Origin of the sequence: Micromonospora echinospora, from assembly GCF_014203425.1 — a bacterium.
Classification (GTDB): Bacteria; Actinomycetota; Actinomycetes; order Mycobacteriales; family Micromonosporaceae; genus Micromonospora; species Micromonospora echinospora_A.
This window is the reverse complement of the sequence record NZ_JACHJC010000001.1, coordinates 5,554,133-5,580,291: the sequence shown is the minus strand read 5'-3', so window position 1 is coordinate 5,580,291 and position 26,159 is coordinate 5,554,133. Positions and strand designations below refer to the sequence as shown.

General features: G+C 72.9%; 20 protein-coding genes. 14 read left to right on the top strand and 6 right to left on the bottom strand.

The genetic code is table 11. From position 1 onward, the window contains the following. Positions 1–194 precede the first annotated feature (194 nt). Positions 195–2,063, bottom strand: a complete 1,869-nt coding sequence (gene typA / locus FHU28_RS24865) for a translational GTPase TypA (protein ID WP_184686829.1) — start codon at positions 2,061–2,063, stop codon at positions 195–197. Positions 2,064–2,194: 131 nt separating this feature from the next. Here typA and FHU28_RS24860 point away from each other — a divergent pair, with 131 nt between their 5' ends. Together FHU28_RS24860 and FHU28_RS24855 are read left to right on the top strand one after the other, a co-directional pair. After that, a complete protein-coding gene (locus tag FHU28_RS24860) occupies positions 2,195–3,652 on the top strand; it encodes a DedA family protein (RefSeq protein WP_184686828.1) in 1,458 nt (485 codons plus the stop codon). 32 nt (positions 3,653–3,684) lie between these two features. Beyond that, positions 3,685–4,539: a lytic transglycosylase domain-containing protein gene (locus FHU28_RS24855; RefSeq protein ID WP_184686827.1), complete on the top strand. Its 855-nt coding sequence runs from the start codon at positions 3,685–3,687 to the stop codon at positions 4,537–4,539. Between the two features lie 76 nt (positions 4,540–4,615). Here the strand turns inward: FHU28_RS24855 and FHU28_RS24850 are convergent, their stop codons facing one another. Further along, positions 4,616–6,751 (bottom strand): MMPL family transporter, encoded by a 2,136-nt coding sequence (locus FHU28_RS24850; RefSeq protein WP_184686826.1) that lies wholly within the window; start codon positions 6,749–6,751, stop codon positions 4,616–4,618. Between the two features lie 134 nt (positions 6,752–6,885). On the opposite strand from FHU28_RS24850, the gene FHU28_RS24845 reads away from it, so the two are divergent. The 5 genes from FHU28_RS24845 (at position 6,886) to FHU28_RS24825 (ending at position 12,143) form a co-directional block, all read left to right on the top strand. Then, a complete protein-coding gene (locus tag FHU28_RS24845) occupies positions 6,886–7,413 on the top strand; it encodes a MarR family winged helix-turn-helix transcriptional regulator (RefSeq protein WP_184689881.1) in 528 nt (175 codons plus the stop codon). Positions 7,414–7,415: 2 nt separating this feature from the next. Further along, a complete protein-coding gene (locus FHU28_RS24840; RefSeq protein ID WP_376700828.1) occupies positions 7,416–9,068 on the top strand; it encodes a CocE/NonD family hydrolase in 1,653 nt (550 codons plus the stop codon). 167 nt (positions 9,069–9,235) lie between these two features. Further along, positions 9,236–10,144 carry a hypothetical protein gene (locus FHU28_RS24835; RefSeq protein ID WP_184686825.1) on the top strand — a complete coding sequence of 303 codons (909 nt, stop codon included), beginning with the start codon at positions 9,236–9,238 and terminating at the stop codon, positions 10,142–10,144. A 96-nt stretch (positions 10,145–10,240) separates the two neighbouring features. Further along, on the top strand, positions 10,241–10,816 hold the full coding sequence (locus tag FHU28_RS24830) for an ArsR/SmtB family transcription factor (protein ID WP_184686824.1): 576 nt from the start codon (positions 10,241–10,243) through the stop codon (positions 10,814–10,816). Between the two features lie 52 nt (positions 10,817–10,868). Further along, on the top strand, positions 10,869–12,143 hold the full coding sequence (locus FHU28_RS24825) for an MFS transporter (protein ID WP_184686823.1): 1,275 nt from the start codon (positions 10,869–10,871) through the stop codon (positions 12,141–12,143). 51 nt (positions 12,144–12,194) lie between these two features. On the opposite strand, the gene FHU28_RS24820 is transcribed toward FHU28_RS24825, so the two are convergent. Beyond that, entirely contained in the window at positions 12,195–12,398 is a 204-nt protein-coding gene (locus FHU28_RS24820; protein ID WP_184686822.1) for a cold-shock protein, read from the bottom strand. A 181-nt stretch (positions 12,399–12,579) separates the two neighbouring features. Between FHU28_RS24820 and FHU28_RS24815 the strand changes: the two genes are divergently transcribed. Then, positions 12,580–13,254 carry a class I SAM-dependent methyltransferase gene (locus tag FHU28_RS24815; protein WP_184686821.1) on the top strand — a complete coding sequence of 225 codons (675 nt, stop codon included), beginning with the start codon at positions 12,580–12,582 and terminating at the stop codon, positions 13,252–13,254. 89 nt (positions 13,255–13,343) lie between these two features. Next, entirely contained in the window at positions 13,344–13,958 is a 615-nt protein-coding gene (locus FHU28_RS24810; RefSeq protein WP_184686820.1) for a DedA family protein, read from the top strand. A 45-nt stretch (positions 13,959–14,003) separates the two neighbouring features. Here FHU28_RS24810 and FHU28_RS24805 read toward each other — a convergent pair whose 3' ends face one another. Beyond that, on the bottom strand, positions 14,004–14,657 hold the full coding sequence (locus FHU28_RS24805; RefSeq protein WP_184686819.1) for an MBL fold metallo-hydrolase: 654 nt from the start codon (positions 14,655–14,657) through the stop codon (positions 14,004–14,006). Positions 14,658–14,665: 8 nt separating this feature from the next. After that, on the bottom strand, positions 14,666–15,382 hold the full coding sequence (locus FHU28_RS24800; RefSeq protein ID WP_184686818.1) for a maleylpyruvate isomerase family mycothiol-dependent enzyme: 717 nt from the start codon (positions 15,380–15,382) through the stop codon (positions 14,666–14,668). Positions 15,383–15,604: 222 nt separating this feature from the next. Between FHU28_RS24800 and rsgA the strand changes: the two genes are divergently transcribed. The 5 genes from rsgA (at position 15,605) to FHU28_RS24775 (ending at position 24,108) form a co-directional block, all read left to right on the top strand. Next, on the top strand, positions 15,605–16,684 hold the full coding sequence (gene rsgA / locus FHU28_RS24795; protein ID WP_184686817.1) for a ribosome small subunit-dependent GTPase A: 1,080 nt from the start codon (positions 15,605–15,607) through the stop codon (positions 16,682–16,684). A gap of 211 nt (positions 16,685–16,895) precedes the next feature. Beyond that, a complete protein-coding gene (uvrA, locus tag FHU28_RS24790; RefSeq protein WP_184686816.1) occupies positions 16,896–19,841 on the top strand; it encodes an excinuclease ABC subunit UvrA in 2,946 nt (981 codons plus the stop codon). Positions 19,842–19,941: 100 nt separating this feature from the next. After that, positions 19,942–20,430 carry a Rieske (2Fe-2S) protein gene (locus FHU28_RS24785; protein ID WP_184686815.1) on the top strand — a complete coding sequence of 163 codons (489 nt, stop codon included), beginning with the start codon at positions 19,942–19,944 and terminating at the stop codon, positions 20,428–20,430. A 74-nt stretch (positions 20,431–20,504) separates the two neighbouring features. Continuing rightward, positions 20,505–22,448, top strand: a complete 1,944-nt coding sequence (uvrC, locus tag FHU28_RS24780; RefSeq protein ID WP_184686814.1) for an excinuclease ABC subunit UvrC — start codon at positions 20,505–20,507, stop codon at positions 22,446–22,448. 1,000 nt (positions 22,449–23,448) lie between these two features. Beyond that, the gene (locus FHU28_RS24775) at positions 23,449–24,108 is read left to right on the top strand and encodes a C39 family peptidase (RefSeq protein WP_184686813.1); all 660 of its coding nucleotides are present in this window, start codon (positions 23,449–23,451) and stop codon (positions 24,106–24,108) included. A 115-nt stretch (positions 24,109–24,223) separates the two neighbouring features. On the opposite strand, the gene recQ is transcribed toward FHU28_RS24775, so the two are convergent. Further along, positions 24,224–26,080 (bottom strand): DNA helicase RecQ, encoded by a 1,857-nt coding sequence (recQ, locus tag FHU28_RS24770; RefSeq protein ID WP_184686812.1) that lies wholly within the window; start codon positions 26,078–26,080, stop codon positions 24,224–24,226. Positions 26,081–26,159: the final 79 nt, after the last annotated feature.

Sequence of the window (26,159 nt, the reverse complement as noted above, 5' to 3'; positions counted from 1 at the left end):
GGACAGGACTCGGGACCGAAACGGGGACGGATATCGGGGCGGGGTGGGACCAGGCACGGGCATGGGCACAACGCGGCTACGGCTACGGCTGCGGCGGGGGACGGGGCGAGAGGGTGAGGAGAGCGGGAGGCGGAGACGGCGGAGCCCGGTCCGCCTAGGGCGGGCCGGGCTCCGGGTGGGGCGGGTGGGGTGGGTCAGCCGGCGTGCTTGCGGCGGGCGGCCATCCGGCCGCGCTGGGTCTGGTCCAGCACCACCTTGCGGATGCGCACCGCGGCCGGTGTGACCTCGACGCACTCGTCCTCGCGGCAGAACTCGAGGGCCTGCTCCAGCGACAGCTTGCGCGGCGGGATCAGCTTCTCGGTCTCGTCGGCGGTCGACGAGCGCATGTTGGTGAGCTTCTTCTCCTTGGTGATGTTGACGTCCATGTCGTCGGAGCGGGAGTTCTCGCCGACGATCATGCCCTCGTACACCTCGGTGCCCGGGTCGACGAAGAGCTGGCCGCGCTCCTGGAGGTTGGTCATGGCGAACGCCGTGACCGCGCCGGCCCGGTCGGCGACCAGCGACCCGTTGTTGCGGGTGCGCAGCTCGCCGAACCACGGCTCGTACGACTCGAAGACGTGGTGCAGGATGCCGGTGCCGCGGGTCTCGGTGAGGAACTCGGTGCGGAAGCCGATCAGGCCGCGCGCCGGGACCAGCCACTCCATCCGGATCCAGCCGGTGCCGTGGTTGACCAGCTGCTCCATGCGGCCCTTGCGGGTGGCAAGCAGCTGGGTGATCGCGCCCAGGTACTCCTCCGGGGCGTCGATGGTCAGCCGCTCGACCGGCTCGCAGGTCTTCCCGTCGATCTCCCGGGTGACCACCTGCGGCTTGCCGACTGTCAGCTCGAAGGACTCGCGGCGCATCTGCTCGACCAGGATCGCCAGGGCGAGCTCGCCGCGGCCCTGCACCTCCCAGGCGTCCGGCCGCTCGGTGGGCAGCACCCGCAGCGACACGTTGCCGACCAGTTCCTTGTCGAGCCGGTCCTTGACCATCCGGGCGGTGACCTTGGCGCCCTTCACCCGGCCGACGAGCGGCGAGGTGTTGGTGCCGATGGTCATCGAGATGGCCGGCTCGTCCACGGTGATCAGCGGCAGCGGCACCGGGTTCTCGGCGTCGGCGAGCGTCTCACCGATCATGATCTCCGGGATGCCGGCGACGGCGATGATGTCGCCCGGCCCGGCGGACTCGGCGGGCTTGCGCTCCAGGCCCTCGGTCATCAGCAGCTCGGAGATGCGGACCCGCTGGGTGCTGCCGTCGGTGCGGCACCAGGCCACGCTCTGGCCCTTGCTGATGGTGCCCTGGCGGACCCGGCACAGCGCGAGCCGGCCCAGGAACGGCGAGGCGTCGAGGTTGGTGACGTGGGCCTGAAGCGGCGCGCCCTCGTCGTACGAGGGCGCCGGGATGGTGTCCAGCAGGGTGCGGAACAGCGGCTCCAGGTTGTGGCTGTCGTCCGGGACCGCGCCGTCTGCGGGCTGGGTCAGCGAGGCGATGCCGTCGCGGGCGCAGGCGTAGACGATCGGGAAGTCGATCTGCTCCTCGTCGGCGTCCAGGTCGAGGAAGAGCTCGTAGGTGTCGTCCACGACCTCCTTGATCCGGGCGTCCGGACGGTCGACCTTGTTGATCACCAGGATGATCGGCAGCCGGGCGCGCAGCGCCTTGCGGAGCACGAACCGGGTCTGCGGCAGGGGGCCCTCGCTGGCGTCGACCAGCAGCACCACACCGTCGACCATGGTCAGGCCGCGCTCGACCTCGCCGCCGAAGTCGGCGTGACCGGGGGTGTCGATGATGTTGATGGTGACCTGTTCCGAGCCGTCCGCCGGCGTGTACCGCACACCGGTGTTCTTGGCGAGGATGGTGATGCCCTTTTCCCGCTCGAGGTCCATCGAGTCCATGACCCGATCGGTGTTCTCACCGCGGGCGCCGTAGGCGCCGGCCTGCCGCAACATGGCGTCGACCAGGGTCGTCTTGCCGTGGTCGACGTGGGCGATGATGGCGACGTTGCGGAGGTCGGTGCGTAGCTGCATACCCTCCATACTCCTGTCTGCGGTTGCCCGGGCACGCCTCGGGGTCACCCCGAGATCGCCCGGATCTGCGTCGAAAGTGCTGTGCCGACCGTTCCAGCGCCTGGCATGCTGACACCCGTGCGGGGTGCCCGATGCCTGACCTGCTGAGCTGGCTGCAGGAGCTGCCGCCCCTGCTGATCTACCTGGCCGCCGCGGCGATCGTCGCGGCGGAGACCGCGGTGATCGTCGGGCTGCTGATGCCCGGCGAGGCGACCCTGCTTCTGGTCGGCTTCCTAGCGTACGCGGGGACGCTGCGCCTCGCGCCCGTGCTGGTGGCCATGACCGCCGCCGCAGTGATCGGAGACACACTCGCGTGGCGGGCCGGGCGGCGGTACGGACCCCGTCTGCGCGCCTCGGGCGTCGGCGCCCGGATCGGGGCGCACCGGTGGCGGCGCGCCGACTCGCTGCTGGACCGGCTGGGCGGCCGGGGTGTGCTGGCCGCCCGCTGGATCGCGTTCGCCCGCACGCTGGCGCCCCGGCTGGCCGGTTCGGCCGGGATGCCGTACCGGCGGTTCGCCCCGTGGAACCTGGCCGGGGTGGCGAGCTGGGTCGGCGCCTCGGTGCTGGCCGGCTACCTGGCCGGAGAGTCGTACGAGCGGGTGTCGAAGCTGCTCGGCCAGGCCACCGGGGCGGTGCTGGCCCTGCTGCTGTGCCTGCTGGGTGTGGTGCTGGCGGGCCGCTGGCTGGGGCGCAACCCGGACCCGGTGCGCGCGCTGGCCGCGCGGGCCGCCGCGCTGCCGCCGCTGCGCTGGCTGCGGTCCCGGTACGGGGTGCTGTTCTTCCTGGTCGCGATGCGGGTCGGCCCGGCCTGGAGCCTGCTGACCAATCTGGTGCTGGGGCTGGCGCTGCTGTTCGTCGCCGGGCTGGCCGTGGCACTGCTGCTGGAGGCGGTGGTCCGGCACAGCGGGCTGGGCGTCCTCGACGGGCTGGTCGCCGACTGGTTCGCCGCCCGGCGTACCCCCGGGGTGGTCGACGCGGCGCAGGCCGCGGTGTCCGGGCTGCGCGGCTGGCTGCTCATCGCCGCGGTCGCCGTGGTGGCCGCGGTGGTGACGGGGCGGGGCCGGCCGTGGCGGGCCGATCCGCTCGGGGTGCTGGGCACTGTGGGCGCGGCAGTGCCGCTGGTGTTGCTCGTCGTTGTCGCGGATCTGACCGATCCGGGTGGCCCGGACCGGGCCGGTGACCTGTTCCCGACCCAGAACGCGGTGGTCACGGCGAGCCTCGGCACGCTGGCCTGGCTGCTGTCACGCGGCGTCCGCTGGCCGGTCGGCGTGGCGGTCTGGACGGCCGCGTCGGCAGGGGTGGTCATGGTCACCGGCGCGCGGCTCTACCTGGGACTCAGCACCGCGAGCGGCACCGTCACGGCGGTTCTGCTGGGCATCGCCTGGACCACCGTGTTCGTGGTGGCGTGGGCGACCCGGGACCGGCTGGCCGACGGTGACGAGCGGCCGGCCGCGACGGACGGCGACCCGGCCCGACGGGACACGCCGCCCCGTCCCCGGCGGCGCAGGCCGGCGTCTCGGGTACCCCGCGGGCCCGCCGATCCTTGTTAGGGTGCGCCGACGGGGACGACGGGGGAGGTCGGATGCGGCGAATACTCGGCCGGTGGGCCGTGGTGGCGGTGGCGGCGCTGCTCGCGGCGGGCACGCTGACTGCGTGCGGCGAGGGGGAACGGCCGGTCGCCGCGGACCTGCCCACGGCGGCGCCGGTGGACCAGCCGCAGGAGGCGCCCGCCGACGCGCCGAGCGAGGAGCCACCGGCGGTGGCGGCGATGGGTGGGCGTCCCAGCCCGAGCGCGTCGGCCAGCCCGCGGGCCAAGCCGTCCCGCACGTCCACCGGGCCGCTCGCCAAGCCGGATCCGCCGACCGAGACCAAGGTTCCGCCGCCCCCGCGCAAGCCGGTGGCCGGCTGCAAGCCGAGCTACCGGGGCACAGCGGCGAGCCGGAGCCAGGTGAAAGCGGCGCTCGCCGATGCCGCGGCGCGCACCTACTGGCCCACCTCGGCGCCGGACATCCGCATCCCGTCGGCCCTGATGAAGGCCACGGCATGGCAGGAGAGCGGGTGGCAGTCCAACATCGTCGCCTGCGACACCGGAATCGGGCTGATGCAGGTCATGCCGGACACGGCGGAGTGGATGAACCAGCGGTTCGGCCAGTCGTACGACGTCGAGGACTACCAGGACAACGCCTATCTGGGTGGCAGCTACCTGGCCTGGCTGACCAAGTACATCGGGGACATGTACTTCAAGGCCGACTACCGCCTCGACGCCTCGCTGTGCACCGCGCAGCTGGAGTCCTGTCTGCTCAACGCCGTGATCGCGGCCTACAACTTCGGGCACGGCAAGGTGGCGGAGAAGGACAAGCCGCTGACCATCCCCAACCCGCAGTACGTGCGCAACGTGCGGGCGCTGATGACCGAGTGCGAGTGCCTGAGCTTCTGAGCGAGCGGACTAATGAACGAGCGGACAACAGTGCGGGGGCCGACGAACGTGCCGGCCCCCGCACTGTCCGTCCAGGTCAGTCCCGCGCGGGCACCGGCTCGGCCGGCGCGTCGACGGCGTCGCTGGGCGCGTCGGCGTCCCGCTTGATCCGGCCGGGCCACCAGAACCGGTCGCCGAGCAGGAACGCCAGCGACGGCACCAGCACGGTACGGACCAGCAGCGTGTCCAGCAGCACACCGATGCAGACGATGATGCCGATCTGGGTGAGCGTGATGAGCGGCAGCACGCCGAGCACCGCGAAGACCGCGGCGAGCAGCACGCCCGCGCTGGTGATGACGCCGCCGGTGACCCGCAGCGCCGACAGCATGCCGTCGCGGGTACCGGTGCGCCGGGCGTCCTCCCGGGCCCGGGTGACCAGGAAGATGTTGTAGTCGACGCCGAGCGCCACCAGGAAGACGAACGCGAGCAGCAGCACCCCGCTGTCCAGTGCCGGGAAGTTCAGCACGTGGTCGAAGAGCAGCCAGGCCGCGCCGAGGCTGGCGAAGAACGACGCGATCACGGTCACCACCAGCAGCAATGGCGCCAGGATCCCGCGCAGCAGCAGCACCAGAACCGCGCCGACCAGCAGCAGGATGAGCGGCAGGATCAGCTGGAGGTCCCTGGTGTTCGCCTCGTTCGAGTCGTAGGTCGCGGCGACCGAACCACCGACCAGGGCGCCGTCGGGGGCGTCCGCGCCGTCCACGGCGGGCGGCGCGGAATCCGGTACGGCGGCCACGGCGTCGCGCAGCGCCACCACGGCCCGGTCGGAGGCGGCGCTGCCCGGCTCGGCGGTGAGCACCACGTCGATCTGGGCGACCCGGTCTCCGGCGGCGCCCGGCCGGGCCGAGGCGACCCCGTCGACGTCGGAGGCGGCGGCGAGCACCGCCTGGGCGGCCTGCGGGTTGGTGAGCACCGCCACCGGCTGGGTGCTGCCGGCCGGGAACGCCCGCGCGAGCGTCTCCGCCCCGGCGACCGCCTCCGGCTTCTCGCTGAACTGCTCGGTCTCGGACAGGCCGGTGCGGATGCCGAGGCCGCCGAGGGCCAGACCGGCGAGCAGCAGGACGGCGAGCCCGGCGACCGGCAGCGGCCGGCGGATGACCATCTCGCCCAGGCGGCCCCAGATCCGGCCCTCGCGCGCGGCGCTGCCGACGCGGGGGACGAACGGCCAGAACAGGCCCCGGCCGAAGAGCAGCAGCGCGGCGGGGAGCACGAACAGGGCGGAGAGCATGGCGAGGATCACACCGGTGGCGCAGGCCAGGGCGAGCGCCCGGTTGGTCTCCTGCTCGGACAGCAACAGCGTGAGCACGCCGAGGACGACGGTGCTGCCGCTGGCCAGGATCGGCTCGGCGGTACGACGCAGCGCGGACCGCATGGCGGCGAACCGGTCCTCCTCCCGGCGCAGTTCCTCCCGGTAGCGCGCGATGAGCAGCAGCGCGTAGTTGGTCGCGGCGCCGAACACCAGCACGCTGGCGATGCCGGTCACCTGTCCGCTGGGCAGGTAGATGCCGAACGCGGGCACGAGGGACTCCACCACGCGCAGCGTGATCTGCTCGGTCGCGCCCACCACGAGCAGCGGTACGAGCCACAGGAACGGGCTGCGGTAGGTGATCAGCAGCAGCACCGCCACCACGGCGGCGGTGAACAGCAGCAGCGTCGTGTCGGCGCCCTCGAACACCTTGCCCAGGTCGGCGGTGAACGCCGGGCCGCCGGTGACCTCGACGGTCAGCTCGCCGGGCAGGTCACCGACCGCCTCGCGGAGCTTCTCCACCTCGTCGACCACCGCCGACGGGCCGCCCTCGGTGGACAGCGGCACCGCGACCAGCGCCACGGTCCCGTCCGGGGAGACCTGGGCGGGGGAGACCCGCCCGCCGGCGGCGAGCGAGCTCAGCTGGCCGGAGAGGCCGTCGAGCGTGCTGCGGTCGGCCCCGCTCAGCGGCGCCTGGTCGGCTCGGCTGACCACCACCAGGGCGGTCTGGGCGTCCTTGGAGGGCAACTGGTCCTGCAGCCGTTCGACCTGCGTCGACTGCCACTCCACGGACAGGCCGGTGCCGGAGACCGGGTCGGGATTGTCCGGCTTCGGCAGCCCGAAGGCGACTACGCCGACGACGAGCGCGACGGCCAGGGTGAGCCAGGCGGCGAGCCGGCCCCGGACGACGCGGGAGAACAGTGACATCGGATGCCCTCACTATTGGTCGCGGAGGATTCTCTCTGAACGAGTATCTTGATAAGCGAGATTATCCGGGGTGGTTCTATGCTGCAACCGGACCGGTCCGGACAGGGGGGTGGCGGCGAGCGGTGGCGCACAGGATGTACCGGCGACGGGACGACCCGCGCGGGCGGATGATCGCCGAGATCACCAACGACCTGCGCCGCTACTCGGTCGACGCCCAGCACATCGGGCACGCCTTCGCCGGACTGCACGGGCTCAACGCCACCGACCTGCAGGCGCTGATCGCGGTGATGGAGGCCGAGCTGGTCGGCGACCCGATCACCCCCGGCCGCCTCGGTGAGGCGCTCAACATCTCCTCCGGATCGGTGACCGCGCTCGTCGACCGCCTGGAACGCGGCGGTCACATCCGCCGCGACCGGGACACCGCCGACCGCCGCAAGATCCTCCTGCACTACGCCGACCGTGGCGCCACGCTGGCGCAGAGCTTCTTCGGCCCGCTCGGGCGCCGCACCGACGAGGTGATGGACCGCTTCAGCGACGACGAGCTGGCCGTGGTGCAGCGGTTCATGGCGGAGATGGTGCACTCCATGCGGACCCACCGCGACGAGATCCGCGCCGCGCCCCGCCGCGGCGCTGCGGCTGCCGGCCCGCACGGGGACGACTGACCGTGCGGCTGGTCACCCGGGCCGCCGCGGCGGCGCTGCGACTGCCGGCCGCCCGCGCCGGGCGGGTCACCGTGACCCGGGACATCCCGGTCCGGGTCCGCGACGGGGTGACGCTGCGCGCCGACCACTACGCGCCCGACCTGCCCGGCGCGCACTGCGTGCTGATCCGCACCCCGTACGGGCGGGGTGGCCCGATCCGGCTGCTCGGCCGCCTGATCGCCGAGCGGGGCTTCCACGTGGTCATCCAGTCCTGCCGCGGCACGTACGGCTCCGGCGGCGAGTTCGATCCGCTGGTGCACGAGCGCGACGACGGGCTGGACACGCTGGACTGGCTGCGCCGCCAGCGGTGGTGGACCGGCGCGCTCGGCATGTTCGGCGCCAGCTACCAGGGCTTCGTGCAGTGGGCGGTAGCCGCCGACGCGGGCGAGGAACTGCGCGCGATGGTCGCCGTGGTGACCGCCTCGGCCACCCGCGACTCCACGTACGCGGGGGAGTCGTTCGCATTGGACACGGTGCTCACGTGGGCCGAGCTGCTCCAGGCGCAGACGGTGCCCTGGCTGGCCCGGCAGTGGGAACTCAAGCGCGGCCAGCCCCGGCTCGCCCGCGCCCTGGCGCACCTGCCGCTGGCCGAGGCGGACCGGGTCGCCACCGGCGTCACGGTGCCGTTCTTCCAGGAGTGGCTGCGCCACCACACCCCGGACGCCGACTACTGGCGTACCCGGGTCTTCGGCGAACGGATCACCGAGGTGCGCGCCCCGGTCGCCATGGTCAGCGGCTGGCAGGACATCTTCCTGCCGGCCCAGCTCGACGACTACGCCCGCCTGCGGGCCGCCGGAGTGCGACCCCGCCTGGTCGTCGGTCCCTGGACCCACGGCAGTCCGGGCCTGCTCGTGGCGTCGCTGCGGGAAGGGCTGGACTGGCTCGACACGCACCTGGCCGGGCGGCCCGCGCCGCAGCGCGCGCCGGTGCGGGTGCACGTCGGCGGCGCCGGCGGCGGCTGGCGTGACCTGCCGGACTGGCCGCCGCCCGCCACGCCCGTCCGGTGGCACCTGTGCTCCGGCGGCGGACTCGCCCCGCAACCGCCGGAGCACGGCACGCCGGACCGCTTCTGGTACGACCCGGCCGACCCGACCCCGTCGCTGGGCGGGCCGCTGCTCGTGGCCCAGCGGGCCGGCGCGGTGGACAACCGGCCGGTGGAGGCCCGGCCGGACGTGCTCACCTACACCAGCGAGCCGCTGGCGGAGCCGGTCGAGGTGGCCGGCCCGGTACGCGCCGAGATCCACCTGCGCAGCGAACTGTCGTACCTGGACGTGTTCGTGCGTCTGTGCGACGTGGACCGGCGGGGGCGTTCCTGGAACATCTGCGACGGACTGGTCCGCGTCGAGCCCGGGCGGTTCCCGCGTGATCCGTCCGGTGTGGTCACGGTGCCGGTGACGCTCTGGCCGACCGCGTACCGCTTCGCGCCCGGGCACCGGCTGCGGGTCCAGGTCTGCGGTGGCGCCCACCCCCGCTACGCGCGCAACCCCGGCACCGGCGAGCCACTCGGCACGGCCGTGACTCTTCGTGCTGGCTGGCGAGAGATCCTCCATGATCGTGAGCATCCCTCGGGGTTGGCGCTGCCGCTCCTGCGGACACCGTCCACAGCAGGCGGATAGTCCAAAAAACCGCTCCTGAGCTGGGCACTTCTGCCTAACCGTGGTTAAGCTCGGGGCAAGTGCCCGGTGCCGTGCAGTTATCCGGCGGGGCGCGTCCGCGGATCGCATGTCATGACGCGGTGTGATTGTCGTGCCCTCGCCGGTCATCGATCGGAAGGGGATCTGCCATGACGTCGGCCCCGGCGAACCTGCTGGCCGTCCGGAACCTGTTGCTCACCTACCTCAACGTCGACAAGAAGGCCGTACGCGGCGACGACCTGGAGCCGGCGGAGGTCGGCATCGTCGGCGACGTCAACCACCGGGGTGGCTACCACTGCGGCTCCGACCGCGTCGTGCGCAACGACTACTCCGTGGTGGAGTCCAGCCGGGACCGGAACGGGCTGACCCTGCACGCGTCCGGGTTGGACGTCGGCACGTTCTCCGTCCGCTCCGGCGGCGGCACCCACAACCTGCGGACGTTCTCCGCCTGGATGGTGGCGCAGTGCGCGGCGAACGCGGCCGACACCCGGGACATCAGGGAGATCATCTACTCCCCGGACGGGCGGACCGTGCGGCGCTGGGACCGGCTGGGACGGCGTACCGGCGGCGACAGCAGCCACCTGTTCCACACCCACTTCAGCTTTTTCCGCGACTCGACCAAAGCGGGACGTGACCAGACCCCGCTGTTCCGCCGCTACCTGACCGCGATCGGAATGATCGCCATCGCGAAACCGGAGGACGACATGGAACAGAGCGACCGGCTCATCAAAGACACCGGATCGAGGAACCGTACCGTCGGCGACGTCCTGGCCGACCTGCAGAACCTGCGCAACTGGCTGATCTCGCCGGCCAACACGACCGGGCTCGTCAACCCGCCCATGCCCAACTCGCCGTTGCAGCAGATGCTGGCGATGCTGCGCGCCTGGCCGGCGCTCGTGGCACAGGTCAACGAGCTGTCCGGCAAGGACTTCACTGACGAGCAGCAGATCGTCTCCGGCGTGCTGGCCGGGTTGCCACCGGAGAAGATCGCCGAGGCTATCCCGCCGCAGATCGCCCGGGACGTCGCCGACGAGCTGTCCCGGCGGCTGACCGCCTGACCGTCCGGCGCCGCGACCGCGGGTCGCGGCGCCGTCGGCGGGGAAATTCGGCAAGAGGTGTTGCGCAACAGCTCTTGCCGATGTGAGACTCGGCGCATGGAACAGCCGACCGTCCGGCAGATCACCGACTCGCGGGTGCTCGCCGCGCTCGCTCACCCACTGCGCCGCCGGCTCATGGACGTGCTCAAGGTGTACGGCCCGTGCACCGTCGGCATGCTCGCCGAGCGCACCGACCAGGCGCCGGCGAACGTGAGCCACCACCTCAAGGTGCTGGCCGCCGCCGACCTGCTGGTCGAGGCGCCCGAGCTGGCACGCGACCGTCGGGAACGCTGGTGGAAGCCCCGCAACCGGGGCGTGCGCTGGTCCGAGTCCGACTTCGGCGACGACCCGTCCACCCGGGTGGTCGTCGAGGCCGCCGGCTCGCTCAACCTGGAGCGGCACACCGAGCTGGTGCGGGCCTGGCACACCGCGTCCGACGAGACGCACGCCGCGTGGAACGACGCCCCGTTCAGCACCGACCACTGGCTGCACCTGACCCCGGAAGAGTTGGACGCGCTCGGCCGCGAGGTGATCGCCCTGCTCACCCGATGGGCCGACCGGCCGATCCCCGACGACGGGCAGCGCCGCGAGCCGGTCTTCGTCTTCGCCCACGGCGTCCCGGGCCGGCCGTGACCGCCCGCACCGTTCCGGCGCCGCCCGCGCGCGCCTTACCGGGGCGCCCGTCGTGACCGCCCCCGCGTCCACGGCCGGGCCGGCCGCCCCGCCGCGCGGCGGGCTGTTCCGGCACCGCGACTTCCGGCTGCTCTGGACCGGCCACACGGTGAGCGCCGTGGGCAGCAACATGACCACTGTGGCGCTGCCCCTGGTCGCGGTCGCGGTGCTCGACGCCACCACCTTCCAGGTGGCGGTGCTCACCGCCGCGGCGTGGCTGCCCTGGCTGCTCGCCGGCCTGCCGGTCGGGGCGTGGGTCGACCGGGTCCGCCGCCGCCCGGTGATGATCGCCGCCGACCTCGCCGCCGCGGCGCTGTTCGCCAGCGTGCCGCTGGCCGCCCTGGCCGGGCTGCTCACCATCGGGCACCTGCTGATGGTGGCGCTCGGCGCCGGCCTGGCCCGGGTCTTCTTCGAAACCGCCGACCAGGTCTACCTGCCCACGCTGCTGCGTCCCGAGCAGGTGCCCGAGGCCAACGCCCGGCTGCACGCCACACAGACCGCGAGCTACCTCGTCGGGCCCGGACTGGCCGGTCTCGTCGCCCAGCTCGTCGGCGCGGTGACCGCTGTGGCGCTGGACGCGCTCACCTTCCTGCTGTCCGCGCTCTGCCTGCGCCGGATCAGCGCGGTCGAGGTCCGCCCGCACCGTCCGGACGGGTCGACGTCGCTGCGCCGCGAGGTCGCCGCCGGACTGCGGTTCGTCGTCCGCGACCCGTACCTGCGGGTGCTGACGGTCTTCGGGGCGGCGAGCAACATCGGGCTCACCGGCTACCAGGCGGTGCTCGTGGTGTTCCTGGTGCGCTCGGCCGAACTCCCGGCGGGCCTGGTCGGCCTCCTGATCGGACTCGCCAGCCTCGGCGGCGTGATCGGGGCCGCGCTCGCCGCGCGCCTGGCCCGCCGGATCGGCAGCGCCCGGACGGTGCTGGTCGCCGGCGCCCTCACCGGGCCGCCCGCGCTGCTCATCCCGCTGGCCGGACCCGGCGGGCGCACGGCGTGGCTGGTGCTCGGCGGTGTGCTGGTGAGCCTGGGCGTCGCGGTCGGCAACGTGGTGAAGGGCAGCTTCCGGCAGACGTACACGCCGCACCGGCTGCTCGGCCGCGTCACGGTGAGCATGCACCTGCTCAACTACGGCACGATTCCACTGGCCGCCCTGCTCGCCGGCACGCTGGGCGCGGCCTGGGGGCCGGGCGGCGCGATCCGGGCGATGACCGCGTGGCTGGCGCTGACCCCGCTGATCCTGCTGGCCGGGCCACTACGGAGACGGCGCGACCTGCCGGCCGCGCCGTCCTGATGATGCGCTGCGACGGCGGTCGGAGCCCCGACCGCCGTCACCGGCACGTCACTACATCGGACGGACGTTGTCCGCCTGCGGGCCCTTCTGGCCCTGGGTCACCTCGAACTCGACCTTCTGACCCTCGTTCAGCTCGCGGTAGCCATTGCTCTGGATGGCCGAGTAGTGGACGAACACGTCCGGGCCTCCGCCGTCCTGCTCGATGAAGCCGAAGCCCTTTTCCGAGTTGAACCACTTGACCGTGCCGGTTGCCATGCGTCTCTCCCTGTTCAATGCGGGCGAGCACCGGCCCCGCGGCCGGCAGTCGCCCTGTACCACCCTGACAGTAACCGTCCGGGCCGCAATCCGCTGCCGGAAGCGCGCGGCGCGCCCGTGAATACGTGCCACGCCGGGAAAATGACCCCGGCGTCCGGCGCGGCGCGGCATGCTTGCCCCGATGAGCACGCAGACGGCTCTGGCCGACCTGGAGCAGGAGATCGCGGCGCCCGGCGCGGGCCCGGACCGCCTGCGCCTGGTCGACACGCCGTTCGTGCCCGAGGTACGCCTGCACCTGGCCGAGGACGCCATCCTGTGGTGGGCCCGGATGGAGGCCGCCGCCGGGCGGTCGCTGCCGCCGCCGTACTGGGCGTCGGTCTGGGCCGGCGGGCAGGCGCTGGCCCGGCACCTGCTCGACCACCCCGAACTGGCCGCCGGGCGGCGGGTGCTCGACCTGGCCGCCGGATCAGGGCTGGTCGCCATCGCCGCCGCGCTCGCCGGCGCGGACGAGGTGGTCGCCAACGACATCGACCCGTACGCGGTGGCGGCCGTCACTGTGAACGCCCGCGCCAACCGGGTCCGGGTCGCCGCCGACAGCGACGACCTGCTCGACGGCGTAGCCGACGCCGACCTGCTGGTCGCCGGGGACGCGCTCTACGACGCCGGACTGGCCGCGCGGGTCCTGCCCTACCTGCGGCGCTGCGCCGACCACGGCGTCGAGGTGCTGGTCGGCGACCCGGACCGGGGCCACCTGCCGCCGGACGGGCTGGAGCTGGTGGCCAGCTACCCGGTGCCGACCACCGAGCCCTCCGTCGACTCCCCGGTACGCCGGGTGCAGGTGCTGCGCCCCCGATGACCCTCAGGGATCTCCGGGTCGGGTGTCGGGGGCCACTGGGGGATCATGCCCGATGTGTCAGGTGACCGGCGGGCCATAGCGTGCAGCTCATGAACGATCTCGTGGCCGCCGCCGGCGAGCTGCCCACCACCCTCCTGATGGGGCTGTTGGGCATCGTGATGCTCGCCGACGCCGTACCCCTGATCGGGGTGCTGGTGCCCGGCGACGCCGCGGTGCTCGCCGCGGTCGGCGCCGGTCGCCCGGCCGGCGGGGCGCTGACCGTCGCGGCGGTGGTCGCCGGCTGCCTGGCCGGCTGGTCGCTGAGCTTCTTCGCCGGACGGCGCTGGGGCGGGCAGCTGCGGGACAGCCGGGTGGGCGGCTGGATCGGCGAGTCCCGGTGGACCGCCGCCGAGACGCTGCTGCACCGCGGTGGCGGACGGATCGTGCTGGTGGCGCCGTTCCTGCCGGTGTTCAACGCGCTGCTGCCGCTGGCCGCCGGCGGGCTGCGGATGTCGTACCGGCGGTTTCTGGCCTGCGCGGCGGCCGGGGCGACCGCCTGGGCCGGGCTCTACGTGGCGCTCGGGCTCACCGCGCGGGCGCTGACCGGGCTGCTTCCCGGCGCGCTGAACCCCACGGTGCTGACCATGGCGGTCGGGCTGCTGCTCGCCGGGCCGGTGCTGCTCGCCACCCGGCGCCGGCTGCGGCCGGTCACGGTCACCGGCTGACCGCGACCGGCCCGGCCGCCACGGGGGAGGCCGGGCCGGTCGTGCTCACCAGCCGCGGGCGCGCCACTGCGGCACCGCGGGCCGCTCGGCGCCGATGGTGCTGTCCTTGCCGTGCCCCGGGTAGAACCAGGTGTCGTCGGGCAGGCGGTCGAAGAGCTTGGCCTCGACGTCGTCGATGAGCCGGCCGAAGCGCTCCGGGTCCTGTTCGGTGTTCCCGACCCCGCCCGGGAAGAGGGAGTCCCCGGTGAACAGGTGCGGGGTGCCGGCCGGGTCGCGGTAGAGCAGCGCGATCGAGCCCGGCGTGTGCCCGCGCAGGTGGATGACCTCCAGCGCGCAGTCGCCCACCGTCACGGTGTCGCCCTCGCTGAGCCGCTCGGCCTCGATGGGCAGGCCCTCCGCGTCGTCGGCGTGCACGAGCGCGCGCGCACCGGTCTTGGCCACCACCTCCTCCAGCGCGACCCAGTGGTCCATGTGCCGGTGCGTGGTCACCACGGCGGACAGCCCGCCGTCGCCGACCAGCTCCAGCAGTCGTGGCGCCTCGTTCGCCGCGTCGATCAGCACCTGCTCGCCGGTGGCCTGGCAGCGCAGCAGGTAGGCGTTGTTGTCCATCGGGCCCACCGACAGCTTGCTGACGGTGAGCCGGTCGAGCTCGCGCACGGCCGGCGGCCCGCCGGGCGTGACGTCTCCGGTGTAGGTCATGACGATGCTCAGATCCATTCCGGTGGGTTGGGCAGAGGGCCGTCGGGGTCGACGGTGAGCAGCTCGCCCGCGCCCCGGCCGGTCAGCCAGGCGGCGAGTTCCGGCGCGGGGCCGGTGACCGTGGGCGCCCCCTCGGGGTCGCCCACGACGAGTTCGGAGGCCGCGCCGTCGAAGCGCAGCACCATGGCCGGCGCGGCCGGATTGCCGGACAGCCCGGTCACCACCTCGTGCAGCAGCCGCTGGGCGAACGCCTCCGGCCAGTCCGCCGGCCGGTAACCGGCCGCCAGGTCGACGTGGTGGACCTCGACCTCGCGCAGCCGGCCCCAGACCAGCATCGCCGCCGGCCAGGGGCCGCGCCGGGTCTGCACGGTGGCGCCCCAGGCGTCGACGGGCATCGCCGCGACCGCCGCGTCGAAGCGCTGACCGCTACGGCGTACGTCGTCGAGCAGGTCGGCCGGACCGCGCTCGGCGCCGGCGTCGATGTCGGCGGCGCGGGCCTGCGTCGAGGCGTACATCGGGATGTCCTCGCCGGTGCGCGCCGAGGTGAGCAGGTTGACGAAGCCGTCGGCGTTGCGGGCCAGGTGGGTGAGCACGTGCGCCCGGGACCAGCCCGGCAGCAGTGAGGGCGCCGCGACGTCCGCGGCGGTCAGGCCGGAGACGGTACGCAGGAGCCGGTCGTTCGCCTCGGCCAGCGGGCCGGTCAGCAGCAGGGGGTCGGCGGTCATCTCGTTCTCACGGTTCGACCCTAGCGGGCCCGGGCGGGCCGCGCCGCCGGGGAAATCGCTTTCGGCGCGTCGGCGCGCCACCTACCGTCGGGGCCGACGACCTCGGGCCGCCCGGTCCGCGTCGTCGCCAACGCGGCACCGGAGTCGGAGGGGAGGTGGTGCGAATGCCGGTCGCAGCGCGTGTGTTCCGCCATGCACCCCCTCGACACCGATGAGGACACCATGACTCTCGATCTGACCGCCCTCGGCTGGGACGCCGGCTGGGCGGCCCACCTCGACCGGCGTGCCGGCCACCGTCCCGGGCGGGTCGCCCGGGTGGACCGGGGCGTCTGCACCGTGCTGAGCCCGCAGGGGCCGGTACGGGCCAGCCTCGGCGGCGGCGTGCTCGCCGCTGCCGCCCGTGACCTGACCGCGCTGCCCTGCGCGGGCGACTGGGTGCTGCTGTCCACCTGGCCGGACGGCCCGGTCACCGTGGAGGCGGTGCTGCCCCGGCGTACCGCGCTGGTGCGGCGTACCGCCGGCAAGGACGCCAGCGGCCAGGTGCTGGCCGCCAACCTCGACGCCGCCGCGGTGGTCGAACCGGTGCACCCGGAGCCGGACGCCGCGCGGATCGAGCGGCTGCTCTCCCTGGTGCACGAATCCGGCGCGGAGCCGCTCGTCGTACTCACCAAGGCCGACCTGGCCGCGGACCCGGCGGCGGTGGCCCGGCAGCTGGCCGACCTCGCGCCGGGCGTGCCGGTGCTGCCGGTCAGCGCCGAGCGGGGCGCCGGGCTGGCGCCGCTGCGCCGGTTCGTCGGCCCGGGGCGCACGCTCGGCCTGCTCGGCCCCTCCGGCGCCGGCAAGTCGAGCCTGGTCAACGCGCTGGCCGGGGCGGACGTGATGCGGACCCAGGCGATCCGCCGGGTCGACGGCAAGGGCCGGCACACCACCACCTGGCGGTCGCTGGTGCCGCTGCCGGGCGGGGGAGCGGTGCTGGACACCCCCGGCGTACGGGCGGTCGGCCTGCTCGACGGCGCCGCCGGTCTGGACCGCGCCTTCGCCGACATCGCCGAGCTGGCCGCCGGCTGCCGGTACGGCGACTGCGCCCACGACGCCGAGCCGGGCTGCGCGGTGCGGGACGCGCTGGAGGACGGCGCGCTGCCGGTGCGCCGCTGGGAGAGCTGGCGCCGGCTGCAGCGCGAGATCGAGTACGAGGGCGGCCGGCGCGCGGCCCGGCTGGCGGCCGAACGGCGGCGCGGCTGGCGTGGCGGGCGGCGACGCACCGGGCGTCCGGCGACGCCCCCGGCTCCCGGGGCATTCTGAGCCCGCCGCCCGGGCCGGTCGGGTGGACCTGCGTGGTTCCCGCCCGACCGGCCTGAGCTGGGGGAATGTTCGCGCGACGGAAGTTGTCACACGTCGGGGCTAGAGTTGCCGAGGCGTCTTTTCTGCGCCCCGACAACCTGTGAAAAACACCCAGACCCGGCGTCTGGTGCACAGATCCGCCTCATACCCTTCTTCCGGGAGCACACGCACCGTGGCCGACCGACTGATCATCCGTGGCGCGCGCGAGCACAACCTGCGTGACGTCAGTCTCGACCTGCCCCGGGACGCCCTGATCGTCTTCACCGGGCTCTCCGGTTCGGGCAAGTCGAGCCTGGCGTTCGACACCATCTTCGCCGAGGGGCAGCGCCGCTACGTCGAGTCGCTGTCGTCGTACGCCCGGCAGTTCCTCGGCCAGATGGACAAGCCCGACGTCGACTTCATCGAGGGCCTCAGCCCCGCCGTCTCCATCGACCAGAAGTCCACCTCGCGCAACCCGCGCTCCACCGTCGGCACCATCACCGAGGTCTACGACTACCTCCGTCTGCTGTTCGCCCGCATCGGCGAGCCGCACTGCCCGATCTGCGGCGAGCGGATCTCCAAGCAGAGCCCGCAGCAGATCGTCGACCGCCTCCTGGCCATGGCCGAGGGCACCCGGTTCATGGTGCTCGCGCCGGTGGTGCGCGGCCGCAAGGGCGAGTACGTCGACCTGTTCGCCGAGCTGCAGGCCAAGGGCTATGCCCGGGCCCGGGTCGACGGCGTGGTGCACCCGCTGACCGAGCCGCCGAAGCTCAAGAAGCAGGAGAAGCACACCATCGAGGTGGTGATCGACCGGCTCAGCGTCAAGCCGAGCGCCAAGCAGCGGCTGACCGACTCGGTCGAGGCCGCGCTCGGGCTCTCCGGCGGCCTGGTGCTGCTCGACTTCGTCGACCTGCCGGAGGACGACCCGGCCCGCGAGCGCCGCTACTCCGAGCACCTGGCCTGCCCGAACGACCACCCCCTCGCCATCGAGGACCTGGAACCCCGGGTCTTCTCCTTCAACGCCCCCTACGGCGCCTGCCCGGAGTGCACCGGCCTGGGCACGAAGAAGGAGGTCGACCCCGAGCTGGTCATCCCCGACCCGGAGCGCACGCTGCGCGAGGGCGCGCTCCAGCCGTGGGCCACCGGGCACAACCTCGAATACTTCCTGCGGCTGCTGGAGGCGCTGGGCGAGGCCGAGCACTTCGACATCGACACGCCGTGGCGGGCGCTGCCGTCGCGGGCGCAGAAGACGATCCTGCACGGCTCCGACGACCAGGTGCACGTGCGCTACCGCAACAAGTACGGCCGCGAGCGCTCCTACTACACCGGCTTCGAGGGCGTGGTGCAGTGGATCGAGCGCCGGCACACCGACACCGAGTCGGAGTGGTCCCGCGACAAGTACGAGGGCTACATGCGGGACGTGCCCTGCGCGGCCTGCGGCGGCGCCCGGCTCAAGCCGGAGGTGCTCGCGGTCACGCTGGCCGGCAAGAGCATCGCCGAGGTCTGCAACCTCTCCGTCGGCGAGGCGGCCGACCTGCTGGCCGGCATCGAGCTGACCGACCGGCAGAAGATGATCGCCGAGCGGGTGCTCAAGGAGATCAACGCCCGGCTGAAGTTCCTGCTCGACGTCGGGCTGGACTACCTCTCCCTGGACCGGCCCGCCGGCACGCTCTCCGGCGGCGAGGCGCAGCGCATCCGGCTCGCCACCCAGATCGGCTCCGGCCTGGTCGGCGTGCTCTACGTGCTCGACGAGCCGTCCATCGGCCTGCACCAGCGGGACAACCACCGCCTCATCGAGACGCTGCTGCGGCTGCGCGGGCTCGGCAACACGCTGATCGTGGTCGAGCACGACGAGGACACCATCCGGGTGGCCGACTGGATCGTCGACATCGGCCCGGGCGCCGGCGAGCACGGCGGCGAGATCGTGCACAGCGGTTCGGTGCCGGCGCTGCTGGACAACGCCGAGTCGGTCACCGGGGCGTACCTGTCCGGGCGCAAGTCCATCCCGACGCCCGCCGACCGCCGCGCGCAGACGCCGGGGCGCGAGCTGGTGGTGCACGGCGCGCGCGAGCACAACCTGCGCGACCTCACCGTGAGCTTCCCGCTCGGCCAGCTCATCGCGGTCACCGGGGTCAGCGGCTCGGGCAAGTCGACGCTCGTGAACGACATCCTCTACGCCGTGCTGGCCAACCAGATCAACGGCGCCCGGCTGGTGCCCGGCCGGCACACCCGGGTCACCGGCCTGGAGAACGTGGACAAGGTCGTCGGCGTGGACCAGTCGCCGATCGGGCGTACCCCGCGCTCCAACCCGGCCACCTACACCGGGGTCTGGGACCACATCCGCAAGCTCTTCGCCGAGACCACCGAGGCCAAGGTGCGGGGGTACGGCCCGGGCCGGTTCTCGTTCAACGTCAAGGGCGGGCGCTGCGAGGCGTGCTCCGGCGACGGCACCATCAAGATCGAGATGAACTTCCTGCCGGACGTCTACGTCCCCTGCGAGGTGTGCAAGGGCGCGCGCTACAACCGCGAGACGCTGGAAGTGCACTACAAGGGCAAGACGGTCGCCGAGGTGCTGGACATGCCGATCGAGGAGGCGGCCGAGTTCTTCTCCGCCATCCCGGCCATCCACCGGCACCTCAGGACGCTCGTCGACGTCGGCCTCGGCTACGTGCGCCTCGGCCAGCCCGCGCCGACGCTGTCCGGCGGTGAGGCGCAGCGCGTCAAGCTCGCCTCGGAGCTGCAGAAGCGCTCCACCGGCCGCACCGTCTACGTGCTCGACGAGCCGACCACCGGCCTGCACTTCGAGGACATCCGCAAGCTGCTGATGGTGCTGGAGGGCCTGGTCGACAAGGGCAACACGGTCATCACCATCGAGCACAACCTCGACGTGATCAAGACGGCCGACTGGCTCATCGACATGGGTCCCGAGGGCGGGCACCGGGGCGGCACCGTCATCGCCACCGGCACGCCGGAGGAGGTCGCCGAGGTGCCGGAGAGCCACACCGGGCAGTTCCTGCGGCCGATCCTCAAGCTCGACGGCCAGGCCAAGGGCGCCAAGGCGGCCACCACCCGGGCGGCCAAGGCCAACGGCGGCGCCAAGCCGCGGGCCGCCCGCAAGGTGCCGGCCGGGGCGCGCTGACCGACGTCCTCCACCGCGGTGCCCGGTTCGTTGACGCGCCAGTATGAACCGTGTCCCACGCTGGTGCGTGTTCCGCAGTAAGTCGAGAGAAAGGCCGGATATGAGTGATGACCAGGCGTTGACCCGACCGGTCACCCAGAGCCGCCGTACCCTGCTGGCCGGCGCCGGTGCGGTCGGCGCGGCCGTGGTGCTCGCGGGCTGCGGCAGCGACGACGACGCGTCGCCCGGGCTCGCCCCGACCAGCGGTGGCCCGCCCGGCGCCACCGCCACCGGTGACGCCGGTGGCGGTGACCGGGCCGGCAGCAACGCCGTGGCCCGCACCTCGGACATCCCGGTCGGCGGCGGCGCGGTCTTCGCCAGCCAGGGCGTGGTGATCACCCAGCCCGAGGCCGGCCAGTTCAAGGCGTTCGACCCGATCTGCACGCACCAGCGCTGCCCGGTGTCGAACGTCGACGGCGGCACGATCAACTGCACCTGCCACAACAGCCGGTTCTCCATCACCGACGGCTCGGTGAAGGGCGGTCCGGCCACCAAGCCGCTCGCGGCCAAGGAGATCACTGTCGACGGCGACCAGATCCGCCTGGCCTGACCCCCGCCGCGCCCCCGGTCACCCGGGGGCGCGGCGGCGGCCGGGTGTCAGGGGTGCGGACTAGGCTTGAGAGCGTGGCTGACCCCTCGACCTACCGTCCCGCGCCCGGCACCATCCCGGAGTCGCCAGGGGTCTACCGCTTCCGCGACGGCACCGGCCGGGTGATCTACGTCGGCAAGGCGCGCAACCTGCGCAGCCGGCTCAACTCCTACTTCGCCGACCCGGTCGGCCTGCACCAGCGCACCCGGCAGATGGTCTTCACCGCCGAGTCGGTCGACTGGATCACCGTCGCCACCGAGGTCGAGGCGCTCCAGCAGGAATACACCTGGATCAAGCAGTACGACCCCAGGTTCAACGTCCGCTACCGCGACGACAAGTCGTACCCCTATCTCGCGGTCACGCTCGACGAGGAATACCCCCGGTTTCAGGTGATGCGCGGCGTCAAGCGCAAGGGGGTGCGCTACTTCGGGCCGTACTCCCATGCCTGGGCGATCCGCGAGACGCTCGACCTGCTGCTGCGGGTGTTCCCGGCGCGGACCTGCTCCTCCGGGGTGTTCAAGCGGGCCGGGCAGGTCGGGCGGCCCTGCCTGCTCGGTTACATCGGCAAGTGCTCCGCGCCGTGCGTCGGCAGCGTCACCGCCGAGCAGCACCGCGAGATCGTCGACGGCTTCTGCGACTTCATGGCCGGCCGCACCGACACCATGGTCCGCCGGCTGGAGAAGGAGATGCTCGACGCCAGCGAGCAGCTGGAGTTCGAGCGGGCCGCCCGGCTGCGCGACGACGTCGCGGCGCTGCGTCGGGCGATGGAGAAGCAGACGGTGGTGCTCGGCGACGGCACCGACGCCGACGTGGTCGCCTTCGCCGACGACCCGCTCGAAGCCGCCGTGCAGGTGTTCCACGTACGCGCCGGCCGGGTGCGCGGCCAGCGCGGCTGGGTGGTGGAGAAGACCGAGGAGCTGAGCACCGGCGACCTCGTGCACCACTTCTGCACCCAGGTGTACGGCGGCGAGCAGGGCGAGGCCGACGTGCCACGTGAGCTGCTCGTCCCCGAGCTGCCGGGCGACGCCGATGCGCTCGCGGACTGGCTCTCCACCCGCAGGGGCAGCCGGGTGTCGCTGCGGGTGCCCCAGCGCGGCGACAAGCGGTCGCTGCTGGAGACGGTCGAGCGCAACGCCAAGGACGCGCTGGCCCGGCACAAGCTCAAGCGGGCAGGTGACCTGACCACGCGCAGCCAGGCGCTGGACGAGATCGCCGACGCCTTGGCCATGAACACCTCGCCGCTGCGCATCGAGTGCTTCGACGTCTCCCAGATCCAGGGCACCGACGTGGTCGCCAGCATGGTCGTGTTCGAGGACGGGCTGCCCCGCAAGAGCGAATACCGCCGGTTCATCGTGCGCGGCGCCACCGACGACCTGTCGGCCATGTCCGAGGTGCTGCGGCGGCGCTTCGCCCGCTACCTCGACGCGCGCGCCGAGACCGGTGAGCTGGGCGAGGAGACCGCCTCCGACCCCGACCGACCCGGCATCGACCCGACCACCGGGCGGCCGCGCAAGTTCGCGTACCCGCCGCAGCTCGTGGTGGTCGACGGCGGCCCGCCCCAGGTCGCCGCCGCCGCGAAGGCGCTCGCCGAGCTGGGCATCGACGACGTGGCGCTGTGCGGGCTGGCCAAGCGGCTGGAAGAGGTCTGGCTGCCCGACGACGAGTTCCCGGTGATCCTGCCCCGTACGTCCGAGGCGCTCTACCTGCTGCAACGCGTACGCGACGAGGCGCACCGCTTCGCCATCACGTTCCACCGGCAGCGCCGCTCCAAGCGGATGACCGAGTCGGCGCTGGACAACGTGCCCGGCCTCGGCGAGGTACGCCGCAAGGCGCTGCTGCGGCACTTCGGCTCGTTGAAGCGGCTCTCCACCGCCACCGTGGAGGAGATCACCGAGGTCCCCGGCGTCGGCAGGCGTACGGCGGAGGCGATCCTGGCCGCGCTGGACGGCTCCCCGGCCGACGCCACGACCCCTTCCTGACGTCCGCTGCCCGGCTGCGCTCCCTGTCCGGTTTGCCGGCACGTCACCGCCAACGCCCGAGTGGAACCCCATGGGTGTCTCCGCCCCCGTTTGACACCCATGACGTTCCACTGACGGCGGGCTTCCCAGCTGGCGCGAACTTTGTCGCACGTTCTGAGAGGCGGGGCAGATCTTGGTACGGAAGCGCCCCCCATAGGGCCATTCGCTACCAAGATCTCGCTCACCGCTCAGGGCTTGTGCCGGTGGCCGCGAAACCACAGCCCAGTCCTGGACGCGAGTGCTTGTCACGGGGTTACGGCCCACGCCCACGCGATCTTGCAGTTAGCGCCCCAGGGATGCCGGGTTTGCGAGGTTTGCCAGGCACCAAAGTGCAAGATCGCGCATGCGGCCGCGGTGGAGCTGTGACGGCGTGGGGTTCGAGGCTGTGCGTTTCGAGGGTTCCATGCGCACCCGGGCGGGGCATCGCAGCCGAGGGCGGGTGGTGTGGTGAGCCGTGTCCGGTTCGCGGCGTGGGCTTGGCGGGGGTGTGGTGAGCGGTGTCCGGTTCGCTGGGCTGGGCTTGGCGGGGGTGTGGTCGGTGCCACCGGGAGGGTGGAATCGGCGGCGGGTGCGGGGCGTTGTACATGGCTGACCGCCCGGGCACCGGGACCAGCCGCCGAACACCGGCCCGCCGAGCACCCTGCGGCAGGTGAGGGAATCGGCCCGGCCCGGACGTCGTTACACCCCCCGAGCCACGGGCACGCCGCCGTCCCCCGGGAATGACCCCGGCCCGGTCGTCGTTACATCCCCCAGGCCACGCCCCCGGTCAACCCGGCCGGGAGCCACGCCCGGCGGGAATGAGCCCCGCCCGCAGGTCGTTACACCCCCAGAGCCGCGCCGAGCAGGCCCCCGAGCCGCCCGCGTGCCAGCCCTCTCCCCACGGGCACCCCCCCAAACTTTCCCCCTTTCGCGGCATACCCCCTTGTGCCGCGTCATCCCCCACTTCAGGAAGGCAACCACCATGGCTACCACTCTGCTGCGCAAGACCGTCCTGACCGCCGCCGGCATCGCCGCGACCGCCGGTGGCATCGCCGGCCCCGCCATCGCCGCCCACGCCGCCCCCACCACCGGCACCACCGCCGTGGTGGCCGACCGTAAGAGCGGCCACGGCGAGCGCGAGTTGGACGTGCGCTACGAGGCGCAGCCCAACTTCTACTTCTGCGGCCCCGCCGCCGCCCGCAACGCGCTGAGCGTGCAGGGCAAGAACATCGACGTGCACGCCATGGCCAAGGAGATGGGCACCACCGAGTCCGGCACCAACTCCATCAACGACATCACCCCCGTGCTGAACAAGGAGACCGGCGCCAAGGATGCTTACAAGTCGGTCGAGATCAGCACCCCCAAGGCCGACGACAAGCAGACCGACACCCTGCGCGCTGACGTGGTGAAGACCGTCGACGCCGGCCGGGCCGTGGTCGCCAACATCGCCGGCACCGCCACCGACACCGACGGCAACACCCACTCCTTCGAAGGCGGCCACTACATCAGCGTCATCGGCTACCGCGACGACGGCCGCACCGTCACCATCGCCGACAGCGCCGACCCGAACACCGCCACCTACCGCATGAGCATCGACAACCTCGCCGACTGGATCGCCACCCGCGGCTACAGCACCAGCTAAGACCAACACCACCGCACCAATGGCTGCAGAGCAAGAACACACGCAGCCAACAGCGAGGCCACAGCACGCGAAAGGGCCCGACCCCACCACGGGGTCGGGCCCTTTCGCGCGTACGTCAGGACTCGGCGAGGACGGCCAGGATCGCCTCGCCGTACTTGGCGAGCTTGTTCTCGCCCACCCCGTTGACCCGGGACAGTTCGGCCAGTGAGGCCGGTGGCTCGGCGGCGATCTGCCGCAGGGTCGCGTCGTGGAAGATGACGTAAGCGGGGACGCCCTGCTCCTTGGCGGTGGCCGCGCGCCACACACGGAGCCGCTCGAATACCGGCGCGGCGGCGGGGGAGAGGTCGGCGACGACTGTGGCCGCGCCCCGGGGCTTGGCGGAGCGGCCGGCCGCCGGACGCTCGGGCTCCTTGCGCAGCGTGACGGTACGGCGGCGGCCGAGCACGTCCGCGCTCGCCTCGGTCAGCGCCAGCGTGCCGTAGTCGCCCTCGACGGCGAGCAGACCTTCGGCCAGCAGTTGCCGCACCACGCCACGCCACTCGGCCTCGCGCAGCTCGGAGCCGATGCCGAAGGTGCTCAGCGCATCGTGGCCGTACTGGTCGATCTTGTCGGTGTGCTTGCCGAGCAGGATGTCGATGCTGTGCCCGGCGCCGAAGCGCTGGTTGCGTTCGCGGTCGAGCCGGTAGACGGTGGAGAGCAGCTTCTGCGCGGCGACGGTGCCGTCCCAGGACTCCGGCGCGTCGAGGCAGGTGTCGCAGTTGCCGCAGGCGGCCACTCCGGTCTCGCCGAAGTATTCGAGCAGTTGGGCGCGGCGGCAGCGGACCGTCTCGCAGAGCGCCAGCATCGCGTCCAGGCGGGCGGCGAGGTTGCGCCGGTGCGCCAGGTCGCCCTCCGACGTCTCGATCATCTTGCGCTGCTGCACCACGTCCTGCAGCCCGTACGCCAGCCAGGCCGTGGACGGCAGCCCGTCGCGCCCGGCGCGCCCGGTCTCCTGGTAGTAGCCCTCCACCGACTTCGGCAGATCGAGGTGGGCGACGAAGCGCACGTCGGGCTTGTCGATGCCCATGCCGAACGCGATCGTGGCGACCATGACCAGCCCGTCCTCGCGCAGGAAGCGCTGCTGGTTGGTGGCGCGGGTCGTGGCGTCCAGCCCGGCGTGGTAGGGCAGCGCGGGGATGCCGTTGGCGACCAGGAACTCGGCGGTCTTCTCCACCGAGGCCCGGGACAGGCAGTAGACGATGCCGGCGTCGCCCGGGTGCTCGTCGCGCAGCAGGCTCAGCAGCTGCTTGCGCGGCTCCCGCTTGGGCACGATGCGGTACTGGATGTTGGGCCGGTCGAAGCTGGCCACGAAGTGCCGGGCCTCGGTGAGCCGCAGCCGGGTGGCGATCTCGGTGCGGGTCGCCTGGGTCGCGGTGGCGGTCAGCGCGATCCGCGGCACGTCCGGCCAGCGCTCGTGCAGCATCGACAGGTTGAGGTAGTCGGGCCGGAAGTCGTGCCCCCACTGCGAGACGCAGTGCGCCTCGTCGATCGCGAACAGGGCGATCCGGCCGCGTTCCAGCAGGCCGAGCGTGGAGCGCACGGCGAGCCCTTCCGGGGCGAGGTAGAGCAGGTCCAGCTCGCCGGCGAGGTAGGCCGCCTCGACCCGGCGCCGCTGCGCCGGGTCCTGCGTCGAGTTGAGGAACCCGGCCCGTACGCCGACGGCGGTGAGCGCGTCGACCTGGTCCTGCATGAGCGCGATCAGCGGGGACACGACCACCGCCACGCCGTCGCGCACCAGCGCCGGGATCTGGTAGCACAGCGACTTGCCGCCACCGGTGGGCATGAGCACCAGCGCGTCGCCGCCGCCCACCACGTGCTCGACGACCTCCTGCTGGAAGCCGCGGAAGGCGTCGTACCCGAAGACCCGCCGCAGCACCCGCAGCGCGTCGTCGGTCTGGGGGGCGTTGGTCCGCTCGTCGGTGGGGGAGACCATCCGCGCAGTCTACGAGCGTCCCCCGACAGCGCCGTCCCGGCGAGCCGCTCCGGGGTCGGCGACATGTTCCGGTCGTCAC